This window comes from Cohnella algarum, from assembly GCF_016937515.1.
GTDB classification, from domain to species: Bacteria; Bacillota; Bacilli; order Paenibacillales; family Paenibacillaceae; genus Cohnella; species Cohnella algarum.
This window is the reverse complement of record NZ_JAFHKM010000002.1, coordinates 2,021,950-2,041,929: the sequence shown is the minus strand read 5'-3', so window position 1 is coordinate 2,041,929 and position 19,980 is coordinate 2,021,950. Positions and strand designations below refer to the sequence as shown.

The following is a 19,980-nucleotide window of genomic DNA, read 5'->3' as shown; positions in this document are numbered from 1 at the left end:
GCCAGCAACGTTCGTTCGCTCCGAATCGCCGCTTGAAGTCGGGGTCGAAAGTCCGCCATCCCTGCCGATCGCAATAAAAGCGCCCGGCCGATTGGCCGAGCGCTTGGGGGTAAGAGCTTATTATTCCGTTTCCAGAATGTTGAGCTCGCTGTCCTTGTCGAAAAGATGAACCTTGTTCATGTCGATCGCCAGCTTGACGTTTTGGCCTTCTTGCAGCGTGGTCCGTCCGTCGACGCGAGCGATGACGCTGTCCTTGCCCAGACCGGCCAAGTACAGGAGCGTTTCGTGACCGAGGTTTTCGCATACTTCGATGTTTGCGTTAACGATCGATTTCGGCGAAGCCTCGATGAAGACCGGCTCTTCGTGAATGTCTTCCGGACGGAAGCCCAGGATCACTTCGCGGCCGATGTAGCCTTTGCCGCGGAGCACTTTCGCTCTGCCTTCCGGAATTTCGACGTTGATGCCCGTTGCTTTGAAGTGAACGGCGCCGCCTTCTTCCGTCAATTGGCCCGTTACGAAGTTCATTGCCGGAGCGCCGATGAAGCCTGCGACGAACAGGTTGATCGGATGGTTGTACAGCTCTTCCGGAGTAGCCGCTTGCTGAATGAAGCCGTCTTTCATAACGACGATGCGGTCGCCCATCGTCATGGCTTCCGTTTGGTCGTGGGTTACGTAGATGCAAGTCGTCTCAAGACGCTTCATCAGTTTGGAGATGCTCGCCCGCATTTGCGTACGCAGCTTGGCGTCCAAGTTGGAAAGCGGTTCGTCCATCAGGAACACTTGCGGTTCGCGGACAATCGCGCGGCCGAGAGCGACCCGTTGGCGTTGACCGCCGGACAGAGCCTTCGGCTTGCGGTCGAGCAAATGCTCGATTTCCAGCGTTTTTGCGGCTTCGCGAACGCGGCGGTCGATTTCGTCCTTGCGGAATTTCCGCAATTTGAGGCCGAAAGCCATGTTTTGATATACGTTCATGTGCGGATACAGCGCGTAGGATTGGAATACCATCGCGATGTCGCGGTCTTTCGGAGCGACGTCGTTCACGACGCGGTCGCCGATGTACAGCTTGCCTTCGGAAATTTCTTCGAGACCTGCGATCATCCGCAGCGTAGTCGATTTGCCGCAGCCGGAAGGACCTACCAGCACCAGGAATTCCTTATCTTGAATGTCGAGGTTAAAGTCGGTTACCGAAGCTTTGTCGGAACCCGGATATTTTTTATAAACATGCTCTAAACGTACGCCTGCCATTTTATAGTTCCCCCTAACGACTCGTTTAAGGTACGTTCTTATCTTACCGCAGAGGGGTGTCGAATGACTATGCACAAAGCGTACAAAAAATTCATTTCCTTTTCGTAACTTTGTACAATAGCAGCATAATGCGGACAAGAACCGCGTCGTTGAAGGACCGAACGTCGAGTCCCGTCTCCTGCTTCAGCTTGTCGAGCCGGTACAGCAGCGTATTGCGGTGAATGAATAGTCTTTTCGCCGTTTCGCTTACGTTGCAATCCATGGCGAAAAAAGCGTCCAGCGTCGACACCGTTTCCGCGTCGTTGAACAGATCGAGCCGCGGCATCATCTGTTCCATGAACCGGGCTTTCGCCGGGTCGGGGATTTCGTTCAGCAGCCGCTCCAGGTGAATGGCCCAAGGGACGTGGACTTGCGTGCCGACGTGATACTTCCGTCCCAAATAAATCGTATCGCGAAGCATGCCGACGGCCTGGATCAAGCTTTCGGTAGGAATCATCGGCTCGCCTACGGCGACGTAGCATTCCCCGCCCCACTGCTCGGTGAACATTTGCTGCAAGCCGGTAGCCAGCGAAAAGAGCGCCTCTTTCGTTTCTTCACGGTCGATCACGTCGCCTTCCCCCGAATCGATTTCCGCCAATAGCCGATCCGAACCGAGGATGAGCCATTCTCTCTCCTGCAGCGGAACCAGCATCATTTCGTCGGAAATAAACGAGCGCAGCACTTTTTCCAGTTCGGCGTAGGAAGGCTCGCGCTCGTCCGTCTGGTCGTTCAGCAGAAGGAAAGGAATCATGCCGTCGAACAGCTTGCCGCGGGTTTCCAGCCAATCGGGGACTTCGACCCGGGTTTCTCCCGACAAAATGCACTGTTCGATCCATTCGCCCAAGCGGCGCGCCTGACGCTCCTGGTCGCTGCCGGCGACGGGGGACGGCTTGCCCGACTGCTGCTGAAGCGCCCATTTGAGCAGCTCTTTTTCGAGCGGGGTCAGCTCGGCTTCGGTCCGGATATAGCCGATTTCCTTCGTTTCGATTTTCGTCGCGAGCAGGCATCCGCCTTCCAGTTGAACGTAGTCGCCGATCTCGGGAAACTTTTTGCCGCCGATGCTTTCCCATTCGGCCTTCTTCATCGTCCCCGCCGTCACCGGAGCGCCCAACAAATGCTGCAGCTGCTGCAGCTTCGTCTTGATCAACGCCATGGTCCGCCCCTTTCCCCGATTCGTTACCATTATTGTAACATAATCGAAGGGGCAAAGGCTTTTAAACCCATCCTAACGGAGAATGAGCAGAATGACGATGGACGTCAAGGCAAAAACGGAGGCGATCAAATAAAGGAAGGAAACGGTTTGAACCTGGGTCAGCCCCCATTTCATCAGACTGTGGTGAGTGTGCAAATTGTCCGCCCGGTGAAGTCCTTTGCCCTCCAGCAGTCTTCTCGTAAAAACGACCGCCGTGTCCAGAATCGGAACGCCCAAGGCCAGCAGCGGAACGAGCAGCGACAGGAAGGTCGCTCCCTTGAGCGTGCCCTCGACGGCGGTCACCGCAAGCGTATAGCCGAGAAACGTCGCCCCCGCATCCCCCATGAAAATTCTCGCCGGGTGAAAATTGTACGCCAGAAACGCCAGGCACGAGCCCGCCAGCGCGACCGCGATCAGAGCCGTCACTTCCTGGCGGCCGATCAGCGACGCCGCGAACAAGGTTAGCGAGGATATGACGCAAACGCCGGAAGCGAGGCCGTCCATGCCATCGATAAAATTCATCATGTTGATCAGCGCAAACACCCATACCGCGGTAAAAAAAAGGCCCCAGCCGTCGGTAAACACGATCATCGCCGACGAGGAAGGGGAGGAAATGCCCGATATCGAAATACCGTAAGCTCCGGGCAGCAGGGCGACGGCAACGTAAAGCACGAGTCTCGGCCATACGGGAAATTCCCGGCCGCGCGATTTGAAAGCGTCGTCGGCCAACCCGATCGCAACCAGCGCCCCTCCTCCGACGGCAAGCGTGCGCACGAGCGGAGAGTCCCCTAGCCAGAGGAAAGACGTCGCGACAACGCCCGCGTACAAGGCAACCCCGCCGCTGAGCGGAACGGGGCGGCTATGGATTTTGCGCCTGGCCGGCCGATCGACGAAGCCGATGCGAAGCGCAGCGGCCCTGACAAAAGGAACCAGCAAAAAAACGAACAAAAATGAAAAGCCCAATGCGTATATGTACATCATGGCAGGCCCTCCGGCGGACAGGATACCTTTAATTTGCCCGATAAGACGACCGCCATACCAAAAGGCGAAAACACAAAAAAACAGACGTTCGCACGTCTGCCGTTCGTGAACTGGTGAGCCATGAAGGACTCGAACCTTCGACACCCTGATTAAAAGTCAGGTGCTCTACCAACTGAGCTAATGGCTCGGGTAAATGGTGGAGGGTGATGGATTTGAACCACCGAACCCGAAGGAACAGATTTACAGTCTGCCGCGTTTGGCCACTTCGCTAACCCTCCACGTGACCTCCGGATAGCTTTAGCACCCGAGCGCTCGCTTATACCGGTAAAAACAAATGGTGGCTCGGGACGGAATCGAACCGCCGACACGAGGATTTTCAGTCCTCTGCTCTACCAACTGAGCTACCGAGCCGTACATTTTATGCGATTTTAGAAAAATGGCGGAGCTGACGGGATTCGAACCCGCGGTCTCCTGCGTGACAGGCAGGCATGTTAGGCCTCTACACCACAGCTCCATGATCGATATGAATGGTGGAGGCTGAGGGGATCGAACCCCCGACCCTCTGCTTGTAAGGCAGATGCTCTCCCAGCTGAGCTAAGCCTCCATGAAGGAAAATAAGTATGGTAGCGGCGGAGGGGATCGAACCCCCGACCTTTCGGGTATGAACCGAACGCTCTAGCCAGCTGAGCTACGCCGCCATACCTCGCTGCGAACGGACGGCTTGTCCGGACGAGCCAGATGTGTTTGCAGTCATCGTTCAAAGCTTGCGCCTTGATAACCGGATACGAAACGAATGCGCATGGTTGTTTGCTGGCTTGCTTCCCGTCCGCTCCATGCCCGAAGGCGCTTCGCTTTAGGATAAGCCCTCGACCGATTAGTACTCGTCAGCTCCACACGTTGCCGCGCTTCCACCCCGAGCCTATCAACCTGGTGTTCTTCCAGGGGTCTTACGAATTGGGAAATCTCATCTTGAGGCGGGCTTCGCGCTTAGATGCTTTCAGCGCTTATCCCTCCCGCACTTGGCTACCCAGCCATGCTCCTGGCGGAACAACTGGTACACCAGCGGTGCGTCCATCCCGGTCCTCTCGTACTAAGGACAGCCCCTCTCAAATTTCCTACGCCCGCGACAGATAGGGACCGAACTGTCTCACGACGTTCTGAACCCAGCTCGCGTACCGCTTTAATGGGCGAACAGCCCAACCCTTGGGACCTACTTCAGCCCCAGGATGCGATGAGCCGACATCGAGGTGCCAAACCTCCCCGTCGATGTGGACTCTTGGGGGAGATAAGCCTGTTATCCCCAGGGTAGCTTTTATCCGTTGAGCGATGGCCCTTCCATTCGGTACCACCGGATCACTAAGCCCGACTTTCGTCCCTGCTCGACTTGTAGGTCTCGCAGTCAAGCTCCCTTATGCCTTTGCACTCTTCGAATGATTTCCAACCATTCTGAGGGAACCTTGGGGCGCCTCCGTTACATTTTGGGAGGCGACCGCCCCAGTCAAACTGTCCGCCTGACACGGTCCCTTCACCGGATTCACGGTGACAGGTTAGAACTCCGATACGATCAGGGTGGTATCCCAACGGCGCCTCCATCGATGCTTGCGCACCGACTTCTTAGGCTCCCACCTATCCTGTACAGACCGTACCAAAGTCCAATATCAAGCTACAGTAAAGCTCCATGGGGTCTTTCCGTCACGTCGCGGGTAACCTGCATCTTCACAGGTACTAAAATTTCACCGGATCTCTCGTTGAGACAGCGCCCAAGTCGTTACGCCATTCGTGCGGGTCAGAATTTACCTGACAAGGAATTTCGCTACCTTAGGACCGTTATAGTTACGGCCGCCGTTTACTGGGGCTTCGGTTCACAGCTTCGGATTGCTCCTAACCGCTCCCCTTAACCTTCCAGCACCGGGCAGGCGTCAGCCCGTATACTTCGCCTTGCGGCTTCGCACAGACCTGTGTTTTTGCTAAACAGTCGCTTGGGCCTCTTCACTGCGGCCCCCTCGGGCTATTCACCCTACCGAGGCACCCCTTCTCCCGAAGTTACGGGGTCATTTTGCCGAGTTCCTTAACGAGAGTTCTTCCGCGCGCCTTAGAATACTCATCTTGCCTACCTGTGTCGGTTTGCGGTACGGGCACCTTCGCCTGGCTAGAGGCTTTTCTCGGCAGCGTGAGCACGGAACCTTCGGTACTGTGATTTTCCCTCCCCATCACAGCTCAGCCTTATCGATGCGCGGATTTGCCTACGCATCAGCCTCGCTGCTTGGACGAGCATATCCATCAGCTCGCGTTCTTGCCCTCCTGCGTCCCCCCATCGCTCGTAACGGCTTACGGTGGTACAGGAATTTCAACCTGTTGTCCTTCGACTACGCCTTTCGGCCTCGCCTTAGGTCCCGACTTACCCTGAGCGGACGAACCTTCCTCAGGAACCCTTAGGCTTTCGGCGGACAGGATTCTCACCTGTCTTTTCGTTACTCATACCGGCATTCTCACTTGAATGCAGTCCACCGGTCCTTCCGGTCCGACTTCAACCCGCATTCAACGCTCCCCTACCCAGTTCGTCGTCTTCACTTCACCCTGGTGTGTTTAGCTGGGGCATTTGGGTCAGAATCTTTGAACAACCTTTACGGTTGATTCTGACCAAATGTCCCGGTTCTACCAGAACAAAGTGAAGACGACGACCTGCCATAGCTTCGGTGGTGTGTTTAGCCCCGTTACATTTTCGGCGCAGAGTCACTCGACCAGTGAGCTATTACGCACTCTTTAAATGGTGGCTGCTTCTAAGCCAACATCCTGGTTGTCTTCGCAACTCCACATCCTTTCCCACTTAACACACACTTGGGGACCTTAGCTGATGATCTGGGCTCTTTCCCTCTTGACGACGGATCTTAGCACTCGCCGTCTGACTCCCGAGTATACATCTGTGGCATTCGGAGTTTGACTGAACTTGGTAACCCTTGGCGGGCCCCGCACCCAATCAGTGCTCTACCTCCACGATGCTCAACCTCGAGGCTAGCCCTAAAGCTATTTCGGGGAGAACCAGCTATCTCCGAGTTCGATTGGAATTTCTCCCCTACCCCCACGTCATCCCAGAACTTTTCAACGTTCATGAGTTCGGGCCTCCAGTAAGTGTTACCTCACCTTCACCCTGCACAGGGGTAGATCACACGGTTTCGGGTCTACGCCTACGTACTCAATCGCCCTATTCAGACTCGCTTTCGCTTCGGCTCCGCTTCTCCAGCTTAACCTCGCACGTAAACGTAACTCGCCGGTTCATTCTACAAAAGGCACGCCATCACCCTTAAGAATCGGGCTCTGACTTCTTGTAAGCGTACGGTTTCAGGTTCTTTTTCACTCCGCTCCCGCGGTGCTTTTCACCTTTCCCTCACGGTACTGCTTCGCTATCGGTCGCCAGGGAGTATTTAGCCTTGGCAGATGGTCCTGCCGGATTCCCACGGGGTTTCTCGTGTCCCGCGGTACTCGGGATCCGTCTTGGAGAGAGCAGACTTTCGGCTACAGGGCTTTTACCTTCTTTGCCGGGCCTTTCCAGACCTCTTCGCCTAACCTGCTCTTTTGTAACTCCGTGTAAGACGTCCCACAACCCCAGGGAGCAAGCTCCCTGGTTTGGGCTAATCCGCGTTCGCTCGCCGCTACTGACGGAATCACTGTTTTGTTTTCTTCTCCTCAGGGTACTTAGATGTTTCAGTTCCCCTGGTATGCTCCCTCATGAGCTATGAATTCACTCATGGGTGACTGTGCATTACCACAGCCGGGTTTCCCCATTCGGACACCCCCGGATCAAAGCCTGCTTACGGCTCCCCGAGGAAATTTCGCTGTTCGCCGCGTCCTTCGTCAGCTCCTGGCGCCTAGGCATCCTCCGTACGCCCTTATTAGCTTAACCTCTCGGTTAGCTTGCCATTTTCACTTCAAGTACCTTCGTACTCTCCGCTCCACAACACATAAGGTCATTAGATGATCTTCTTTTGCGCTACAACTAACCGCTACCCAGCAGCGTTCGCTGCGTGTCGGTTCGTTGCTTTCGTTTCGTATCCAGTTGTCAAGGTGCAAGTTTTTTGCGTGGAGACGCTTCTCGAGCCGCTTCAGCAAAGAAACTTCCGCAGCCTACCGCGTTCGCAACGCGAACGTGGCCATCGTCTCAAGGTAAAGATGGTGGAGACAAGGAGGATCGAACTCCTGACCCCCTGCGTGCAAGGCAGGTGCTCTCCCAGCTGAGCTATGTCCCCACGGGATAAGGTATACAATTGTTGTATGGTGGGCCTTAGTGGACTCGAACCACCGACCTCACCCTTATCAGGGGTGCGCTCTAACCAGCTGAGCTAAAGGCCCGCAGCAGCTATCAGCCTTTACCAGCTGATGGAGCGGCTTCATGAACGGATTCATGAGCCTGCCTGGCAACGTCCTACTCTCCCAGGACCCTGCGGTCCAAGTACCATCGGCGCTGGAGGGCTTAACGGTCGTGTTCGAGATGGGTACGCGTGGAACCCCTCCGCCATTGCCACCAGACAGGTGTTGCATTTGAAGTTGTAAGCTCTCGTAAAAGCCCTCCGCTTTTCAGCTTCCGGCTTCGCGAGCGTCTTGCTCCTTCAAAACTGAACTCGAGCGTAATCGGACGTTATCCCCCGAAGGGTTCCTTAGAAAGGAGGTGATCCAGCCGCACCTTCCGATACGGCTACCTTGTTACGACTTCACCCCAATCATCTACCCCACCTTCGACGGCTGGCTCCTTGCGGTTACCCCACCGGCTTCGGGTGTTGTAAACTCTCGTGGTGTGACGGGCGGTGTGTACAAGACCCGGGAACGTATTCACCGCGGCATGCTGATCCGCGATTACTAGCAATTCCGACTTCATGCAGGCGAGTTGCAGCCTGCAATCCGAACTGAGACCGGCTTTTTAGGATTGGCTCCAGGTCGCCCTTTCGCTTCCCGTTGTACCGGCCATTGTAGTACGTGTGTAGCCCAGGTCATAAGGGGCATGATGATTTGACGTCATCCCCGCCTTCCTCCGGTTTGTCACCGGCAGTCACCTTAGAGTGCCCACCCGAAGTGCTGGCAACTAAGATCAAGGGTTGCGCTCGTTGCGGGACTTAACCCAACATCTCACGACACGAGCTGACGACAACCATGCACCACCTGTCTCCTCTGTCCCGAAGGAAAGGCCTATCTCTAGACCGGTCAGAGGGATGTCAAGACCTGGTAAGGTTCTTCGCGTTGCTTCGAATTAAACCACATACTCCACTGCTTGTGCGGGTCCCCGTCAATTCCTTTGAGTTTCAGTCTTGCGACCGTACTCCCCAGGCGGAGTGCTTAATGTGTTAACTTCGGCACCGAGAGGTGGACCCCCCCAACACCTAGCACTCATCGTTTACGGCGTGGACTACCAGGGTATCTAATCCTGTTTGCTCCCCACGCTTTCGCGCCTCAGCGTCAGTTACAGTCCAGAGAGCCGCCTTCGCCACTGGTGTTCCTCCACATCTCTACGCATTTCACCGCTACACGTGGAATTCCGCTCTCCTCTTCTGCACTCAAGCCCCCCAGTTTCCAGTGCGTCACGGGGTTGAGCCCCGCACTTAAACACCAGACTTAAAGAACCGCCTGCGCGCGCTTTACGCCCAATAATTCCGGACAACGCTTGCCCCCTACGTATTACCGCGGCTGCTGGCACGTAGTTAGCCGGGGCTTTCTTCTCAGGTACCGTCATCGGGCTAGCAGTTAACTAGCCCTTATTCTTCCCTGGCAACAGAGCTTTACGACCCGAAGGCCTTCCTCACTCACGCGGCGTTGCTCCATCAGGCTTTCGCCCATTGTGGAAGATTCCCTACTGCTGCCTCCCGTAGGAGTCTGGGCCGTGTCTCAGTCCCAGTGTGGCCGTTCACCCTCTCAGGTCGGCTACGCATCGTCGCCTTGGTGAGCCGTTACCCCACCAACTAGCTAATGCGCCGCAGGCCCATCCCTTAGCGACAGATTGCTCCGTCTTTCCCAGCTCGCTCATGCGACCAAGCTGCGTATCCGGTCTTAGCATTCGTTTCCGAATGTTATCCCAGGCTAAAGGGCAGGTTGCCTACGTGTTACTCACCCGTCCGCCGCTAACCTTCTTAAGTAGCAAGCTACCTAAAAAGATCCGCTCGACTTGCATGTATTAGGCACGCCGCCAGCGTTCGTCCTGAGCCAGGATCAAACTCTCCATAAAGGGACTTTTGACGGCAGGGTTTCCGAAGAAAATCCCGAAAGTCAAAATGTCCAACTACTTTATTGAAGAGCCCTTAGGCTCAAAAAGTTATTGCTGGTTTGTCTCGCACAGACTCAAAGCCTGCATTCGACTTGTTTCCAATTACGCTCGATGTTCAGTTTTCAAGGAGCAATCGCGTTAGCCCGAAGGCCTTCGCTTTCGCGTCGCTGTCGTAACGGCGACTTGATTAATATATCATATTCGCCTATCCGATTGCAACTGGTAATTTCTAGCTTCGCTTGCCAACGCATCGTTTCGAAGCTTAGCTTCTCTCAGGCGCGAGACTTAGATTAACATATCCGCCCGAACCGCGTCAATTCCTATTTTCGATTTTATGCATAAAGAATTTGCTGAAGGCCCAGAATAAGCCCGATCCCCGGCACTCCGAGCACCGCGACGGTTCCGATCGTGGCCGGATTCAACGGGATGTACCAGTCGGTGATCCAGCCGGAAAAGTTCAAAGCGTAAATCGCGAACGCCGAAAGAACGAGGTGGGTGCCGAAACGCAAAAACCAGCCTCCGTGCACTTTCCGGCGCAGAAGCAGAAAGGCCAGCGAACAAGAAGAAACGATCAACACGCCAAGCCAAACGATTCTCACGGTCCGACCCCCCGTTTGTCCTCCGCCGTTTTTTCATACGCGTTCCAGAGCTGCTTCGCTTTTTTCAGCAGCATGCTCATCTTTTTCTCGGCGGCCTCCATGGCGAATATCGCATAGTCGACCTCGTCGGCGCCGTCCGCCCGGTCGAACCGATAGTTGGCCGCGGCATACTCCCGCTCCGCTTCCCGAATTTGATTCGTCAGCATCGCGATTTCCGCCAATTGGGCCGAGCTTTGCTTCCGTTCCTTTTTTCCCGCCATCCCGATCTCCCCCTGCCGTTCGTTTGGGCCGATGGACAACCCAATATGATAGGTATGCGGGAATCGTTCATTTTAGAAGCGGCGGCGAAGGTCCGGTTGGACGATTGTTCAGATTCGGATTTTTCCGATTTTTCGGATGGACGGTGCATGCCGCCGCGCCGCGATCCGTCTCCAATAAAAAAGCAAAACGGCAATTCGGCGCCTGCGCGAACGCGGAGCTCCGTTTTGCCGTTTCGTTTCGTTGCGTTCATTCCCGATCGGGCAGCCAAATGTGGCCGTTTCCCCGTTCGGACTCGAGCAGCCTCATCAGCTCCTCCGAAAGCTTGTTCGGCCGGTACGGCTTGACCAGGTAGCCTTTCGCCCCCAGTTCCGCCGCCCGGGCTTCTTCTTCGAACGCGCTGGAGATCAGAATCGGCACGTCTTTCAGGCGATCGTCCCGCTTCATCCGTTCGATGACCTCCAGGCCGCCAATCCCGCTTTTGAACATCAGGTCCAACACAAGCGCATCGGGAGGCGAAATTTCCATCGCCGCAATGGCTTCCTCCCCGCTCGCGAAGGTCGTCACGGCGTACCCGTTGCCCGTCAGCTCCTCGGAAAGCAGCACGGACAAATTTTCGTCGTCCTCCGCAATATAGACCGAGGCCGTTTTTTCCGAATTCTCCGCCGAATATCCCGCCGCTGGCCCGCCGCCCGCAATCGGCAGCAGCAGCGTAAACGTGCTGCCGCGCCCGTATTCCGACGCGACCTGCACATCCCCGCCGTGGATGGCCATTATTTCTTTCACGATGGCAAGGCCAAGCCCCGTGCCCCCGATTTCCCGGCGATCGGTATTGTCTACGCGATAAAATTTTTGAAACAGCATCGGCAGCGCTTCTTCCGGAATGCCGAGTCCTTCGTCGGCGATTTCCACGCGCAGAAAGTCGTCCGCCGCCGCGGCCGAAACGGCGATCGTTCCGCCCTCCGGCGAATATTTTACCGCATTGCCGATAATGTTCATCAGCACTTGCTTGAGCTTGCCCTCGTCCGCCTTCACCTTCGCCCCGCCGGACAAATCTTCGAAGACGAAACGGTGGCGCGGCGCATTGATTTTATGCAGGTCGATCGTTTCGCCGATCAACTTCGCCAAGGACAGCGTCCTGAATTCGTAGGCCATTTTCCCCGATTCCATTCGCTGCAAATCCAGAAAATCGTTGATAAGCGCCGTCAGGCGGTTCGCTTCCTGATGAATGGTATGGATGTACTTCTTCTGCCTTTCCGGCGCAAGCTGCTTGTGAAGAAGCAGTTCCGCGAATCCGAGCACGCTCGCCAGCGGGGTTCTGAGCTCGTGGCTGACCGTGCTGACAAACTCCGATTTGAGCTGGTCGGCTTCGTATTCCCTGGTCACGTCCCGATGAACGAGCAAGGCCCCGAGACGTTTTCGGCCCTGATAAAGGGGTTCGAAATACATATGAATATACCGGCGGACCGGGGACGTCATTTCGTAAAGGAGGTCGAGCTCCTTATCGTCCCGGTTCCGCACGATGCCGTCGATAAAGCGGATGAGCGGTTCCGGGTGCTTGACAAGCGGTTTGACGAGTTCGTAAAAAGCCTCCAGATCCATTTCGAATTCCGGCCGCGCCTCCACGCCGAACATCTGGAACCAATTCGAATTGACCTGGATCGTCGCGCCGTCCCCGTCCAGCATTTGAATCGCTTCCTGAATCGTGTCCAGCATATTTTGCGTCAGCCGTCTCTGATTTTCCGCATGCTCGTACATGTTCAGCTTATCGAGCGACAGCGAAATCTGGATGGCGAACCCTTCCGCCTCGTCGGTTTCTTTCACCGTGAACGTTTTGCCGGACCGGGTCAGCACGATGCAGGCGACGACCGCTCCGTCTCCGTCCAGGATCGGAATATACAAATCGCTCGCCTGCATCGTTTCCGAATGATACCCTCTTTCCCCGAGCGAGGCCGTGCGCTGGACGTGATAAGGAAGCTTCGTCTCCAGCAGGCGGGCGAGATGCCCTTCGTCGCAAGCTCGCAAAAACCGTTCCGCCTCCTCGTCCGAAAGGCCGAACGACGCGTAATCCCGGTTTGCGCCGAGCAGGACGATGATCCCTTTGTCCGCTTCCAAAATTTCGGCCATATGGCGAACGATGCTGCGCAGCATTTCATCCCGGTTAAGCGTGATGGCGAGCGACTGCACGAGCCGGTTGCGCTTTTTCAAATACTTTTCGTTATCCTCCATCCGGAACAGCGCTTCGGTCAGCTCCTCCTGCTGCATCTGCAGTTCGTCCTGCTGCGCCTGAAGCTCCTCGTTTTGGGCGAGAAGCTCCTCCTCCTTGGACTGGATCTGCTGCGTCATCGTTTCCAGCGATCTGGCCAAGCCCCCGATTTCGTCGGAGCGCGACGTGTACGGGAACTTTTCCAGACTGCCGACGTAGAAGCGGTTCGCGGTCGCCGAAAGCTTGCTGATCGGCCGGCTGATGTCCTTCGCGGTTTTGAACACGACCAAAAAGGCGATAAGGAGCAGCGCCGCCGAGTAGAGGGCCAGCCGCGGAAACTGCCCCGCAAGATGCCGGTCGAGCATGGCTTGCGCCTGTTCCAGGTCGGCCTGGTTTTTCTGCTGCACCGCGAACGACTCCGAAATGAGATTGCCGGCTTCGGAATCGAGCGTTTGGCCGGTCAATTCCCGAAGGGATTCGTAATCGTTCTCGCTGGAAAGCTCGAGCGCTTGCGGCAATATGACATCGAAATAGCTGCGGAAAAAAGCGTCGGCGGACTCCACCCACCGGCGGACCTCCGGCTCCAGCCGCAGCTGCCCGAATGCCGCAAGGGTTTCCTCCAGGCCTTCCTTTCCGGCATAAATTTTCGAGTAATCCCGTACGTTCAGGTTAACGAAATATCCTCTCGAGTTATACAAAATGCCATTGATATGCTGCGCCAGCTCGGATACGAGCCTTTGCTGAACGGCCAGCCGGTCGGCCTCGTTCTGGAACTCGTTCATGCTCCGGTTCTCGTCCCAGCTCATGAACGCCAGCCCGCCGAAAAACAGCGTCATCAGCAAAACCATCATGCCTACCAGCCGCCAGGTAATGCTTTTGCGAAAAATTTGCGCCTTATGCCTCATGCAGCATCTCCCCGATTTTGCGGGAAAGCTCCAGGGGACTGAACGGCTTGGACATAAAATCGTTCGCTCCGGCGGCCGAGGTGCGCTCCCGGTCCGCGTTCTGGCTTTTGGCCGACAGCATCAAAATTTTGACGTTCTTCCGTTCCGGCCATTGTCTCACTTGGCGGATGACATCCAGCCCCGAGTATTTCGGCATCATGTAATCGAGAATCACAAGGTCGTACTCCGACCGCCTGATTTTGTCCAGCGCCTCCTCCCCGTCGCAAGCGACATCGATTTCGTGGCCGTCGTCCTCAAGCGTGTCGCAGATGAGCATGCGCAGCACCGCTTCGTCTTCGGCGAGCAGCAGTTTAGCCAACTTGAATCCCTGCCTTTTGAATAGAGTTCATCGAATTCGGTCGATCAGCCGCCGGATTCTCGTTTCCAGCTCTTTCATCCGGAACGGTTTCGTCAAATAATCGTCCGCCCCGAGCCGAAGCGCCCGCGCGACATCTTCCTCCCCGGACCTTCCGGTCAGCATGATGACCGAATATTGGTCGGATTCCGGCCGGGAACGGATTCGCTTAAGCACCTCCAGCCCGTCCATGCCGGGCATCATCCCGTCGAGAACGACCAAATAAGGGAGCTTGTCGGCGTGGCGCGGATCCTCCAGAAACGCATTTCCGTCCCGAAATGCCTTCGCGTCGATCTGGACTTCCTTGCCTAACGATTCCTTCAAAAACTCGATCAGCAAAGAACGGATGATGGCGTCGTCGTCGACGACCGCAATATGGAGCTTGCGGTTGTCCCAGGACGCGAAAGCATCGGCGCTCCAGACTTCGGTGCGGTTTCGCCCCCGTTCCTTGGCCTGGTACAAGGCGAAATCCGCCGCTTCGAGCCATCGGTCGAACAGCTCGGGATCGGCATCGGCGATTTCCGCCACTCCGGCGGAAAAGGTCATCCCGGCAAGCTCCTTGCGCAGCCCGAAATCCAGCTTGGCGAATCCGTCGCGCAGCCGATCCACCAGCTTTACCGCCTCGGACTCGGCGGTATGCGGCAGCAGCAGAACAAACTCCTCTCCTCCGAAACGAATGAGGGAATCGAACGACCGGATGTTGGACCGAACGAATTCCGAAAAGCCGGCAAGCACTCTGTCGCCGACAAGATGGCCGAACCGGTCGTTGACTTTTTTGAAGTGATCCAGGTCGATGACCGCGAGCGAGAAATTGGAGGAGGACCGGTTTTTTTCCAAACAGACCCGCCGGTAAGCGTCCGACAAATATTTCCGGTTGTAGGCCCCGGTCAGCTCGTCCACGAAAAGCAGCCGGTCCAAATGCCGTTTGCGCCGCAGCTGTCGTTCCAGTCTGGCCAGCAAATCGTCCATATCGATCGGCTTTTCCAAAAAATCGTCGGCCCCGAACCGAAACGCTTTCAATCTCGTCTCTTTCGCCCGGTCGATGCTGATGACCGTCGTCGGGACGAATTTGAGGCGAAAGCAGCCCTGGAGCGTCTCCATCACTTCGAACCCGTTCTTCTCCGGAATGAGCAAATCGAGAATGAAGCAATCCGGAGCCAGGTCGTGGAAGTAGCGAATGGCCTGGTCCGGGCTGACGGTGGCGACGACAAAATAATGCCTCCGTTCGAGCTCGTCCTTCAAGTACCGCAGGAGCGTGACGTCATCGTCCAAGACAAGAATGAGGGGCTGCTCCAGCGGGATATCTTTTTCCTTCAGGAAAAAAGCGTCCGAAAACGGCTCCATGCCGTAATTGAACTCGTAGGCGATCTTCATAAGCGGATACAAAAAAGAGCGCAGCTCCTCGGCTTTCCAATGCCCTTTGCCCGCCGCCGCTTCGTCCCACAGGCGTCCGGCCGTTTCCGACAACTCGTTCATGGCGATCGTTCCCGCCGTCCCTTTGACGGAATGGAGAAAGCGATGAAGGTCTTCGCTCGCGATCGCCGTCTCCGATTCGAGCCACGACTCGATTTGACGATGAATGCTTTGAAGCAAGGATTCCTGATATTTTTGCAACAATAACGCCCCCGGGAAGTTCTCATGCTGCCTGCAGCCGTTCGTTCGTTCGTTCATGCTTAACGTCATTATATCATCGGGCACAATCTGCCTTTTTGACTAGTAGCTGGTACTGATCCGAAAGGAGGGGAAGACGAGGAAAAAACAAAAAAGCAATGCCGATTCGGCGCTTTGATCAGCCCGCATCGCATTGCTTCTCGATGATGTCCGCCCGGACGCTAGCTCAACTCGCGTCGTCCTTCGAGCGCTTTGGACAAGGTGACTTCGTCGGCGTATTCCAGGTCGCCCCCGACCGGCAGCCCGTGCGCGATGCGCGTCACCTTAATGCCGAACGGCTTCACGAGGCGGGACAAATACATTGCCGTCGCCTCGCCCTCGATATTCGGATTCGTCGCCAGGATCAGCTCCTGCACCCGCTCGTCGCTTAAGCGCCTGAGCAGCTCCGCGATCCGGATATCGTCGGGGCCGACGCCGTCCATCGGCGAAATCGCGCCGTGCAGCACATGATAGAACCCGCCGAACTCCTTCGTCCGTTCCATCGCGACGAGATCCTTGGGCTCCTGAACGACGCAGATGACCGAAGCGTCTCGCGTTTTGTCCGAACAAATCCGGCACGGGTCGGTATCGGTAATATTGCAGCAAATCGAGCAATACGTCAGCTGGCGCTTGACGTTGACAAGCGCTTTGGCAAAGTCGATGGCCTCCTCTTCCTTCATCCGAAGGACGTGAAAAGCCAGCCGGGCGGCCGTTTTGGGGCCGATGCCCGGCAGGCGGGAGAAGGCATCGATAAGCTTGGCGATCGGTTCGGGATAGTACATTAAAACAAGCCTGGAATTTTCATGCCGCCGGTAAACTTGCCCATGTCGGCGTTGGCCAGCTCATCGGCCTTCGCCAGCGCGTCGTTAACCGCCGTCAACACGAGGTCCTGCAGCATTTCGACGTCGTCGGGATCGACCGCTTCCGGCTTGATCTCGATGTTCAATACTTTTTTATGGCCGTTGACGGTGACCGAAACGACTCCGCCGCCCGCGGTGCCCTCGACCGTTTTCGTGCCGAGCTCCTCCTGGGCTTTCATCATTTGCTCTTGCATCTTTTTCACTTGCTTCATCATTTGGTTCATATTGTTCATCGTTCTAACTCCTCCTCAATCGTCTTTGATGACTACCAGCTGGTCGCCGAACAGCTTGAGCGCTTCCTCGACGAGCGGCTCTCCCCCGTCTTCCGGCTCCAGCGTCAGCTCCTCGGGCGCGGCTTCGCCGGAACCTTGCGTTCCCGCCGCAGCCAATGCTTCCTGCCATTCCTTCTGCAGCATGGTCGCCAGCTCCGTCGGCCGTCCGAACACGGCGGTCAGTACGCTTTCGATCACCTGCCGGTTGGCGGGCTTCTCCGTCGTCTCCCGGTGGATCGAATTGCGAAAGGCGACCAGCACCGTATCCTCAGTATAAGATACGGGCTCTCCGTCGACCAGCCATGCATGTACGGTGACGCGTTCTTCTTTGACCCGCTGGAGCACTTGCGGCCACTTGCCCAGCGCCTGCAGCGTTTCCGGCGCGCCGGCCGCCGCGATGTACGGCTCCAGCCGGATGCGCTTGCGCTGCGGCTTGGCCGCCCCCGCTCCCGCCGCGCCGCCGGGAGCTCCCGCGCCCGCGCGGCCGGCGCCGATGCCGAGGCTGCCGCTCCGGCGGCCTCCGTCCCCGGCGCCCGCGGAACGCGCGCCCCCCGCGGAGCCGGAAACGCCGCCGCCGCGAAGCAGCTCGTCCAGCCGGCGCTCCAGGCCGGCCACCTGCTGCTGCAGCCGCGCCAGCTCGGCCGGCGCCTGCTGCCCTTCGGCGGCGTTTCCTTGCGCCGGCGCCGGAGCGACCGGCGGCCGAGCGGCGCCGCCTTCGGAAAGGGAGCAAAGCTTGAGCAGCGCGATCTCGAACATCGTTTGCGGGTGCGCGGCGTACTTCATTTCCGATTGATAACGGTTCAGCAAATCGATGATCGAAAAAAGCCGTTCCCGCGAAAAGCCCTCCGCCATCTTCCTCAGTTCGCCCGGATCGGCCACTTTCCCCGAGGAAGCCGCCGCATCGGGCGCGATGACCGAAAGCAGCATGTCGCGGAAATAATGCATCAGCTGCTCGAGGCATTTGTCGGCGCTTTTGCCGGCGCGCATCATCTCGTCGATTTCCGTCAGCACGCCGGCGGCGTCGCCGTCCCGCACCGCGGCGGCAAGCCGGGCGAACTGTTCGGAGGGAAGCCCTCCGGTCGCCTCGACCGCGTCGCGAAGCGTTATCCTGCCTTCCGTAAACGATGAAATCTGATCCAGCAGGCTCAGCGCATCCCGCATGCCCCCGTCCGACAGGCGGCAAATGTGGGCAAGCGCGTCGTCGTCCGCTTCGATGCCTTCCTTCCGGCAAATTTCGGCCAGCCGCTCCTGCTGCTCGGCAAGCGACACTCTCCGGAACTCGAAGCGCTGGCAGCGCGAAATGATCGTTGCCGGGAGCCGGTGGGGCTCCGTCGTCGCCAGCATGAACATGACGTGGCCCGGCGGCTCCTCCAACGTCTTGAGCAGCGCGTTGAACGCCTCGGTCGTGAGCATGTGGACTTCGTCGATAATGTACACTTTGCGGCGCACTTCCGTAGGCGCGTACTTCACCTTGTCGCGGATATCGCGGATTTCCTCGACGCCCCGGTTGGACGCGGCGTCGATTTCGACTACGTCCATGACCGCCCCCGACGAAATCCTGCGGCACGTTTCGCACTCGTTGCACGGCTCGGCCGCGGGACCCCGCTCGCAGTTGATCGCTTTGGCGAGCAACCGGGCGGCGCTCGTCTTGCCGGTTCCCCGCGGGCCGCTGAATAAATAGGCATGAGACAGGCGGTCTTCCCGAATCGCGTTTTGCAGTGTTTGTACGATATGCTGTTGCCCGACCATGTCCTGAAACGTCTGCGGACGCCAGGCCCGGTACAGCGCAATGTGGGCCATTTCTCGTCGCTCCCGTCAGCAAGAAGCCCGGCGACGGTTCGACAACCGTCTATGTAGAGCTGCCGGGCTTATTGGCGTTTCAACCATTATACATCATGAAACGGAAGCGCTCCACCGCCGGATACCTTCTTGCCTCTGGCAAAAGCGGCCATCGGCAGCGAAACCGTGAACGTCGTCCCCCCGGGGCCCGACTTCACGCCGATTCTCCCTCCGAGCTCGTGCACGATGCGCTGGCAGATGGACAAGCCCAGGCCGGTGCCCTGTTCTTTCGTCGTAAAAAACGGGTCGAACACGCGCTCGAGCAGCTCTTCCGCGATCCCCGGCCCGTTGTCCCGGATTTCCACCGACACTTCCCTGCCGCCCGGAAGAGGGCCTCTTTCCTTTATGACCAGCGTCCCCCCGGTGCCCATCGCTTCGATCGCGTTTTTGCCCAAATTCAAAAACACCTGCTTGAGCATTTCTTTATCCGCATAAACGGGCGGCAGATTGTCCGCCGGCTCGTAATTTAAATTCACGTCGTACAAAATCGCGTCGCTGTGCAGCATGGGCAGCATTTCTCCGAACAGCGCGCCCAGATAGACGGGAACGAGGCGCACTTCCTTCGGCTTGCTGAGCAGCAAAAATTCGTTTACGAGCGAATTGACGCGATCCAGCTCGGACAGCACGATGCCGACATACTCCAGCTCCCGATTCATATCCCGTTCGGCAAGCGCCTTGCCCAGCAATTGCATGAAGCCCTTGATGGCCGTCAGGGGGTTGCGGATTTCGTGCGCGGTGCCGGCCGCGACTTGTCCGATCATCTTCAAGCGATCGGAGCGGCGCACCTGCTCTTCGAGCTGCATCAAATGCGTCACGTCCTGGAAAAGCAGATAGCTTCCGATCGCGGCCCCGCCGTCCCGGAGGGTCCCTCCTTCCAGCGTCAGCTCCCGGCGCCCTTCTCCGTTTCCCCATGTAAATCTCCGATTGCGGAAGGAACGGCCCTCGAGCAGATCCGCCCAAAACGCGGGCGCGAGCGACGGGAGGCCCGCCAGCCAGGTCCAGACGCTTTGCCCGATAATGCCCTTGCGTTCCCCCCCGAACACGGAACAGACCATCGGGCTGATTTCCAAAATGCGAAACCCGGAATCGCACAAAACGACGCCGGTATGGTCGTCCTCCAAAATCCGTTCCGCAAATTTGTAAATGTAAATATCCCGTCCCGATGCCGCCGGATCCCGATGCGCCGAATCGCCGTTCAAGCCCGAATTCACCATCGTTCGCCACCACCTTACCGCTGGTCTAATGTCGCCTAAAGGCGTCCTTCCCGGCTACCGCAAGCGAAATAAAAAAACA

Annotated in this window: 12 protein-coding genes, 8 tRNA genes and 3 rRNA genes; all 23 read right to left on the bottom strand. The window is 57.1% G+C overall.

Annotated elements, in window-relative coordinates:
• Nucleotides 1-120: 120 nt before the first annotated feature.
• On the bottom strand, nt 121-1,245 hold the full coding sequence (locus JW799_RS09265) for an ABC transporter ATP-binding protein (RefSeq protein ID WP_080831814.1): 1,125 nt from the start codon (nt 1,243-1,245) through the stop codon (nt 121-123).
• A gap of 91 nt (nt 1,246-1,336) precedes the next feature.
• Nucleotides 1,337-2,437: a PucR family transcriptional regulator gene (locus tag JW799_RS09260; RefSeq protein WP_240353210.1), complete on the bottom strand. Its 1,101-nt coding sequence runs from the start codon at nt 2,435-2,437 to the stop codon at nt 1,337-1,339.
• Nucleotides 2,438-2,509: 72 nt separating this feature from the next.
• Nucleotides 2,510-3,457 carry an MraY family glycosyltransferase gene (locus JW799_RS09255; protein ID WP_205429482.1) on the bottom strand — a complete coding sequence of 316 codons (948 nt, stop codon included), beginning with the start codon at nt 3,455-3,457 and terminating at the stop codon, nt 2,510-2,512.
• 111 nt (nt 3,458-3,568) lie between these two features.
• Nucleotides 3,569-3,644, bottom strand: a tRNA-Lys gene (locus JW799_RS09250).
• A 7-nt stretch (nt 3,645-3,651) separates the two neighbouring features.
• A tRNA-Tyr gene (locus JW799_RS09245) sits at nt 3,652-3,735 on the bottom strand.
• A 57-nt stretch (nt 3,736-3,792) separates the two neighbouring features.
• Nucleotides 3,793-3,868, bottom strand: a tRNA-Phe gene (locus tag JW799_RS09240).
• 26 nt (nt 3,869-3,894) lie between these two features.
• Nucleotides 3,895-3,971, bottom strand: a tRNA-Asp gene (locus tag JW799_RS09235).
• 14 nt (nt 3,972-3,985) lie between these two features.
• Nucleotides 3,986-4,061: transfer RNA gene (locus JW799_RS09230), tRNA-Val, on the bottom strand.
• A gap of 17 nt (nt 4,062-4,078) precedes the next feature.
• Nucleotides 4,079-4,155 (bottom strand) — tRNA-Met (locus tag JW799_RS09225).
• Between the two features lie 156 nt (nt 4,156-4,311).
• A 23S ribosomal RNA gene (locus tag JW799_RS09220) occupies nt 4,312-7,358 on the bottom strand.
• Nucleotides 7,359-7,625: 267 nt separating this feature from the next.
• A tRNA-Ala gene (locus JW799_RS09215) sits at nt 7,626-7,701 on the bottom strand.
• Between the two features lie 26 nt (nt 7,702-7,727).
• Nucleotides 7,728-7,804 (bottom strand) — tRNA-Ile (locus JW799_RS09210).
• Between the two features lie 60 nt (nt 7,805-7,864).
• Nucleotides 7,865-7,981: ribosomal RNA gene (gene rrf / locus JW799_RS09205) — 5S ribosomal RNA — on the bottom strand.
• A 132-nt stretch (nt 7,982-8,113) separates the two neighbouring features.
• Nucleotides 8,114-9,665 (bottom strand): 16S ribosomal RNA (locus JW799_RS09200).
• The 16S, 23S and 5S rRNA genes sit together here with 8 tRNA genes alongside, the layout of an rRNA operon.
• 371 nt (nt 9,666-10,036) lie before the next feature.
• Complete coding sequence (locus JW799_RS09195) at nt 10,037-10,303, bottom strand: pro-sigmaK processing inhibitor BofA family protein (RefSeq protein ID WP_205429481.1); 267 nt, start codon at nt 10,301-10,303, stop codon at nt 10,037-10,039.
• Nucleotides 10,300-10,563, bottom strand: coding sequence for a DUF2508 domain-containing protein (locus JW799_RS09190; RefSeq protein WP_205429480.1), 264 nt, complete (start codon nt 10,561-10,563; stop codon nt 10,300-10,302). Before JW799_RS09190 ends, JW799_RS09195 begins: the two co-directional genes overlap by 4 nt.
• 247 nt (nt 10,564-10,810) lie before the next feature.
• Nucleotides 10,811-13,672, bottom strand: a complete 2,862-nt coding sequence (locus JW799_RS09185) for an ATP-binding protein (RefSeq protein WP_205429479.1) — start codon at nt 13,670-13,672, stop codon at nt 10,811-10,813.
• The gene (locus tag JW799_RS09180; RefSeq protein ID WP_080831908.1) at nt 13,662-14,030 is read right to left on the bottom strand and encodes a response regulator; all 369 of its coding nucleotides are present in this window, start codon (nt 14,028-14,030) and stop codon (nt 13,662-13,664) included. Before JW799_RS09180 ends, JW799_RS09185 begins: the two co-directional genes overlap by 11 nt.
• A 27-nt stretch (nt 14,031-14,057) precedes the next feature.
• A complete protein-coding gene (locus tag JW799_RS09175; RefSeq protein ID WP_205429478.1) occupies nt 14,058-15,737 on the bottom strand; it encodes a diguanylate cyclase in 1,680 nt (559 codons plus the stop codon).
• Nucleotides 15,738-15,898: 161 nt separating this feature from the next.
• Complete coding sequence (gene recR, locus JW799_RS09170) at nt 15,899-16,498, bottom strand: recombination mediator RecR (protein WP_080831910.1); 600 nt, start codon at nt 16,496-16,498, stop codon at nt 15,899-15,901.
• Nucleotides 16,498-16,809 (bottom strand): YbaB/EbfC family nucleoid-associated protein, encoded by a 312-nt coding sequence (locus JW799_RS09165; RefSeq protein ID WP_080831911.1) that lies wholly within the window; start codon nt 16,807-16,809, stop codon nt 16,498-16,500. The genes recR and JW799_RS09165 overlap by 1 nt, the downstream gene beginning before the upstream one ends.
• A gap of 15 nt (nt 16,810-16,824) precedes the next feature.
• The gene (dnaX, locus tag JW799_RS09160; protein ID WP_205429477.1) at nt 16,825-18,648 is read right to left on the bottom strand and encodes a DNA polymerase III subunit gamma/tau; all 1,824 of its coding nucleotides are present in this window, start codon (nt 18,646-18,648) and stop codon (nt 16,825-16,827) included.
• An 86-nt stretch (nt 18,649-18,734) separates the two neighbouring features.
• Complete coding sequence (locus JW799_RS09155; RefSeq protein ID WP_080831913.1) at nt 18,735-19,901, bottom strand: two-component system sensor histidine kinase NtrB; 1,167 nt, start codon at nt 19,899-19,901, stop codon at nt 18,735-18,737.
• Nucleotides 19,902-19,980: the final 79 nt, after the last annotated feature.

Bases quoted from the DNA above. Each gene is read 5' to 3' on its own strand.
- JW799_RS09265 (WP_080831814.1), bottom strand. From the start codon at position 1,245: ATGGCAGGCGTACGTTTAGAGCATGTTTATAAAAAATATCCGGGTTCC.
- JW799_RS09260 (WP_240353210.1), bottom strand. From the start codon at position 2,437: ATGGCGTTGATCAAGACGAAGCTGCAGCAGCTGCAGCATTTGTTGGGC.
- JW799_RS09255 (WP_205429482.1), bottom strand. From the start codon at position 3,457: ATGATGTACATATACGCATTGGGCTTTTCATTTTTGTTCGTTTTTTTG.
- JW799_RS09190 (WP_205429480.1), bottom strand. From the start codon at position 10,563: ATGGCGGGAAAAAAGGAACGGAAGCAAAGCTCGGCCCAATTGGCGGAA.
- JW799_RS09185 (WP_205429479.1), bottom strand. From the start codon at position 13,672: ATGAGGCATAAGGCGCAAATTTTTCGCAAAAGCATTACCTGGCGGCTG.
- JW799_RS09175 (WP_205429478.1), bottom strand. From the start codon at position 15,737: ATGAACGAACGAACGAACGGCTGCAGGCAGCATGAGAACTTCCCGGGG.
- recR (WP_080831910.1), bottom strand. From the start codon at position 16,498: ATGTACTATCCCGAACCGATCGCCAAGCTTATCGATGCCTTCTCCCGC.
- JW799_RS09165 (WP_080831911.1), bottom strand. From the start codon at position 16,809: ATGAACAATATGAACCAAATGATGAAGCAAGTGAAAAAGATGCAAGAG.
- dnaX (WP_205429477.1), bottom strand. From the start codon at position 18,648: ATGGCCCACATTGCGCTGTACCGGGCCTGGCGTCCGCAGACGTTTCAG.
- JW799_RS09155 (WP_080831913.1), bottom strand. From the start codon at position 19,901: ATGGTGAATTCGGGCTTGAACGGCGATTCGGCGCATCGGGATCCGGCG.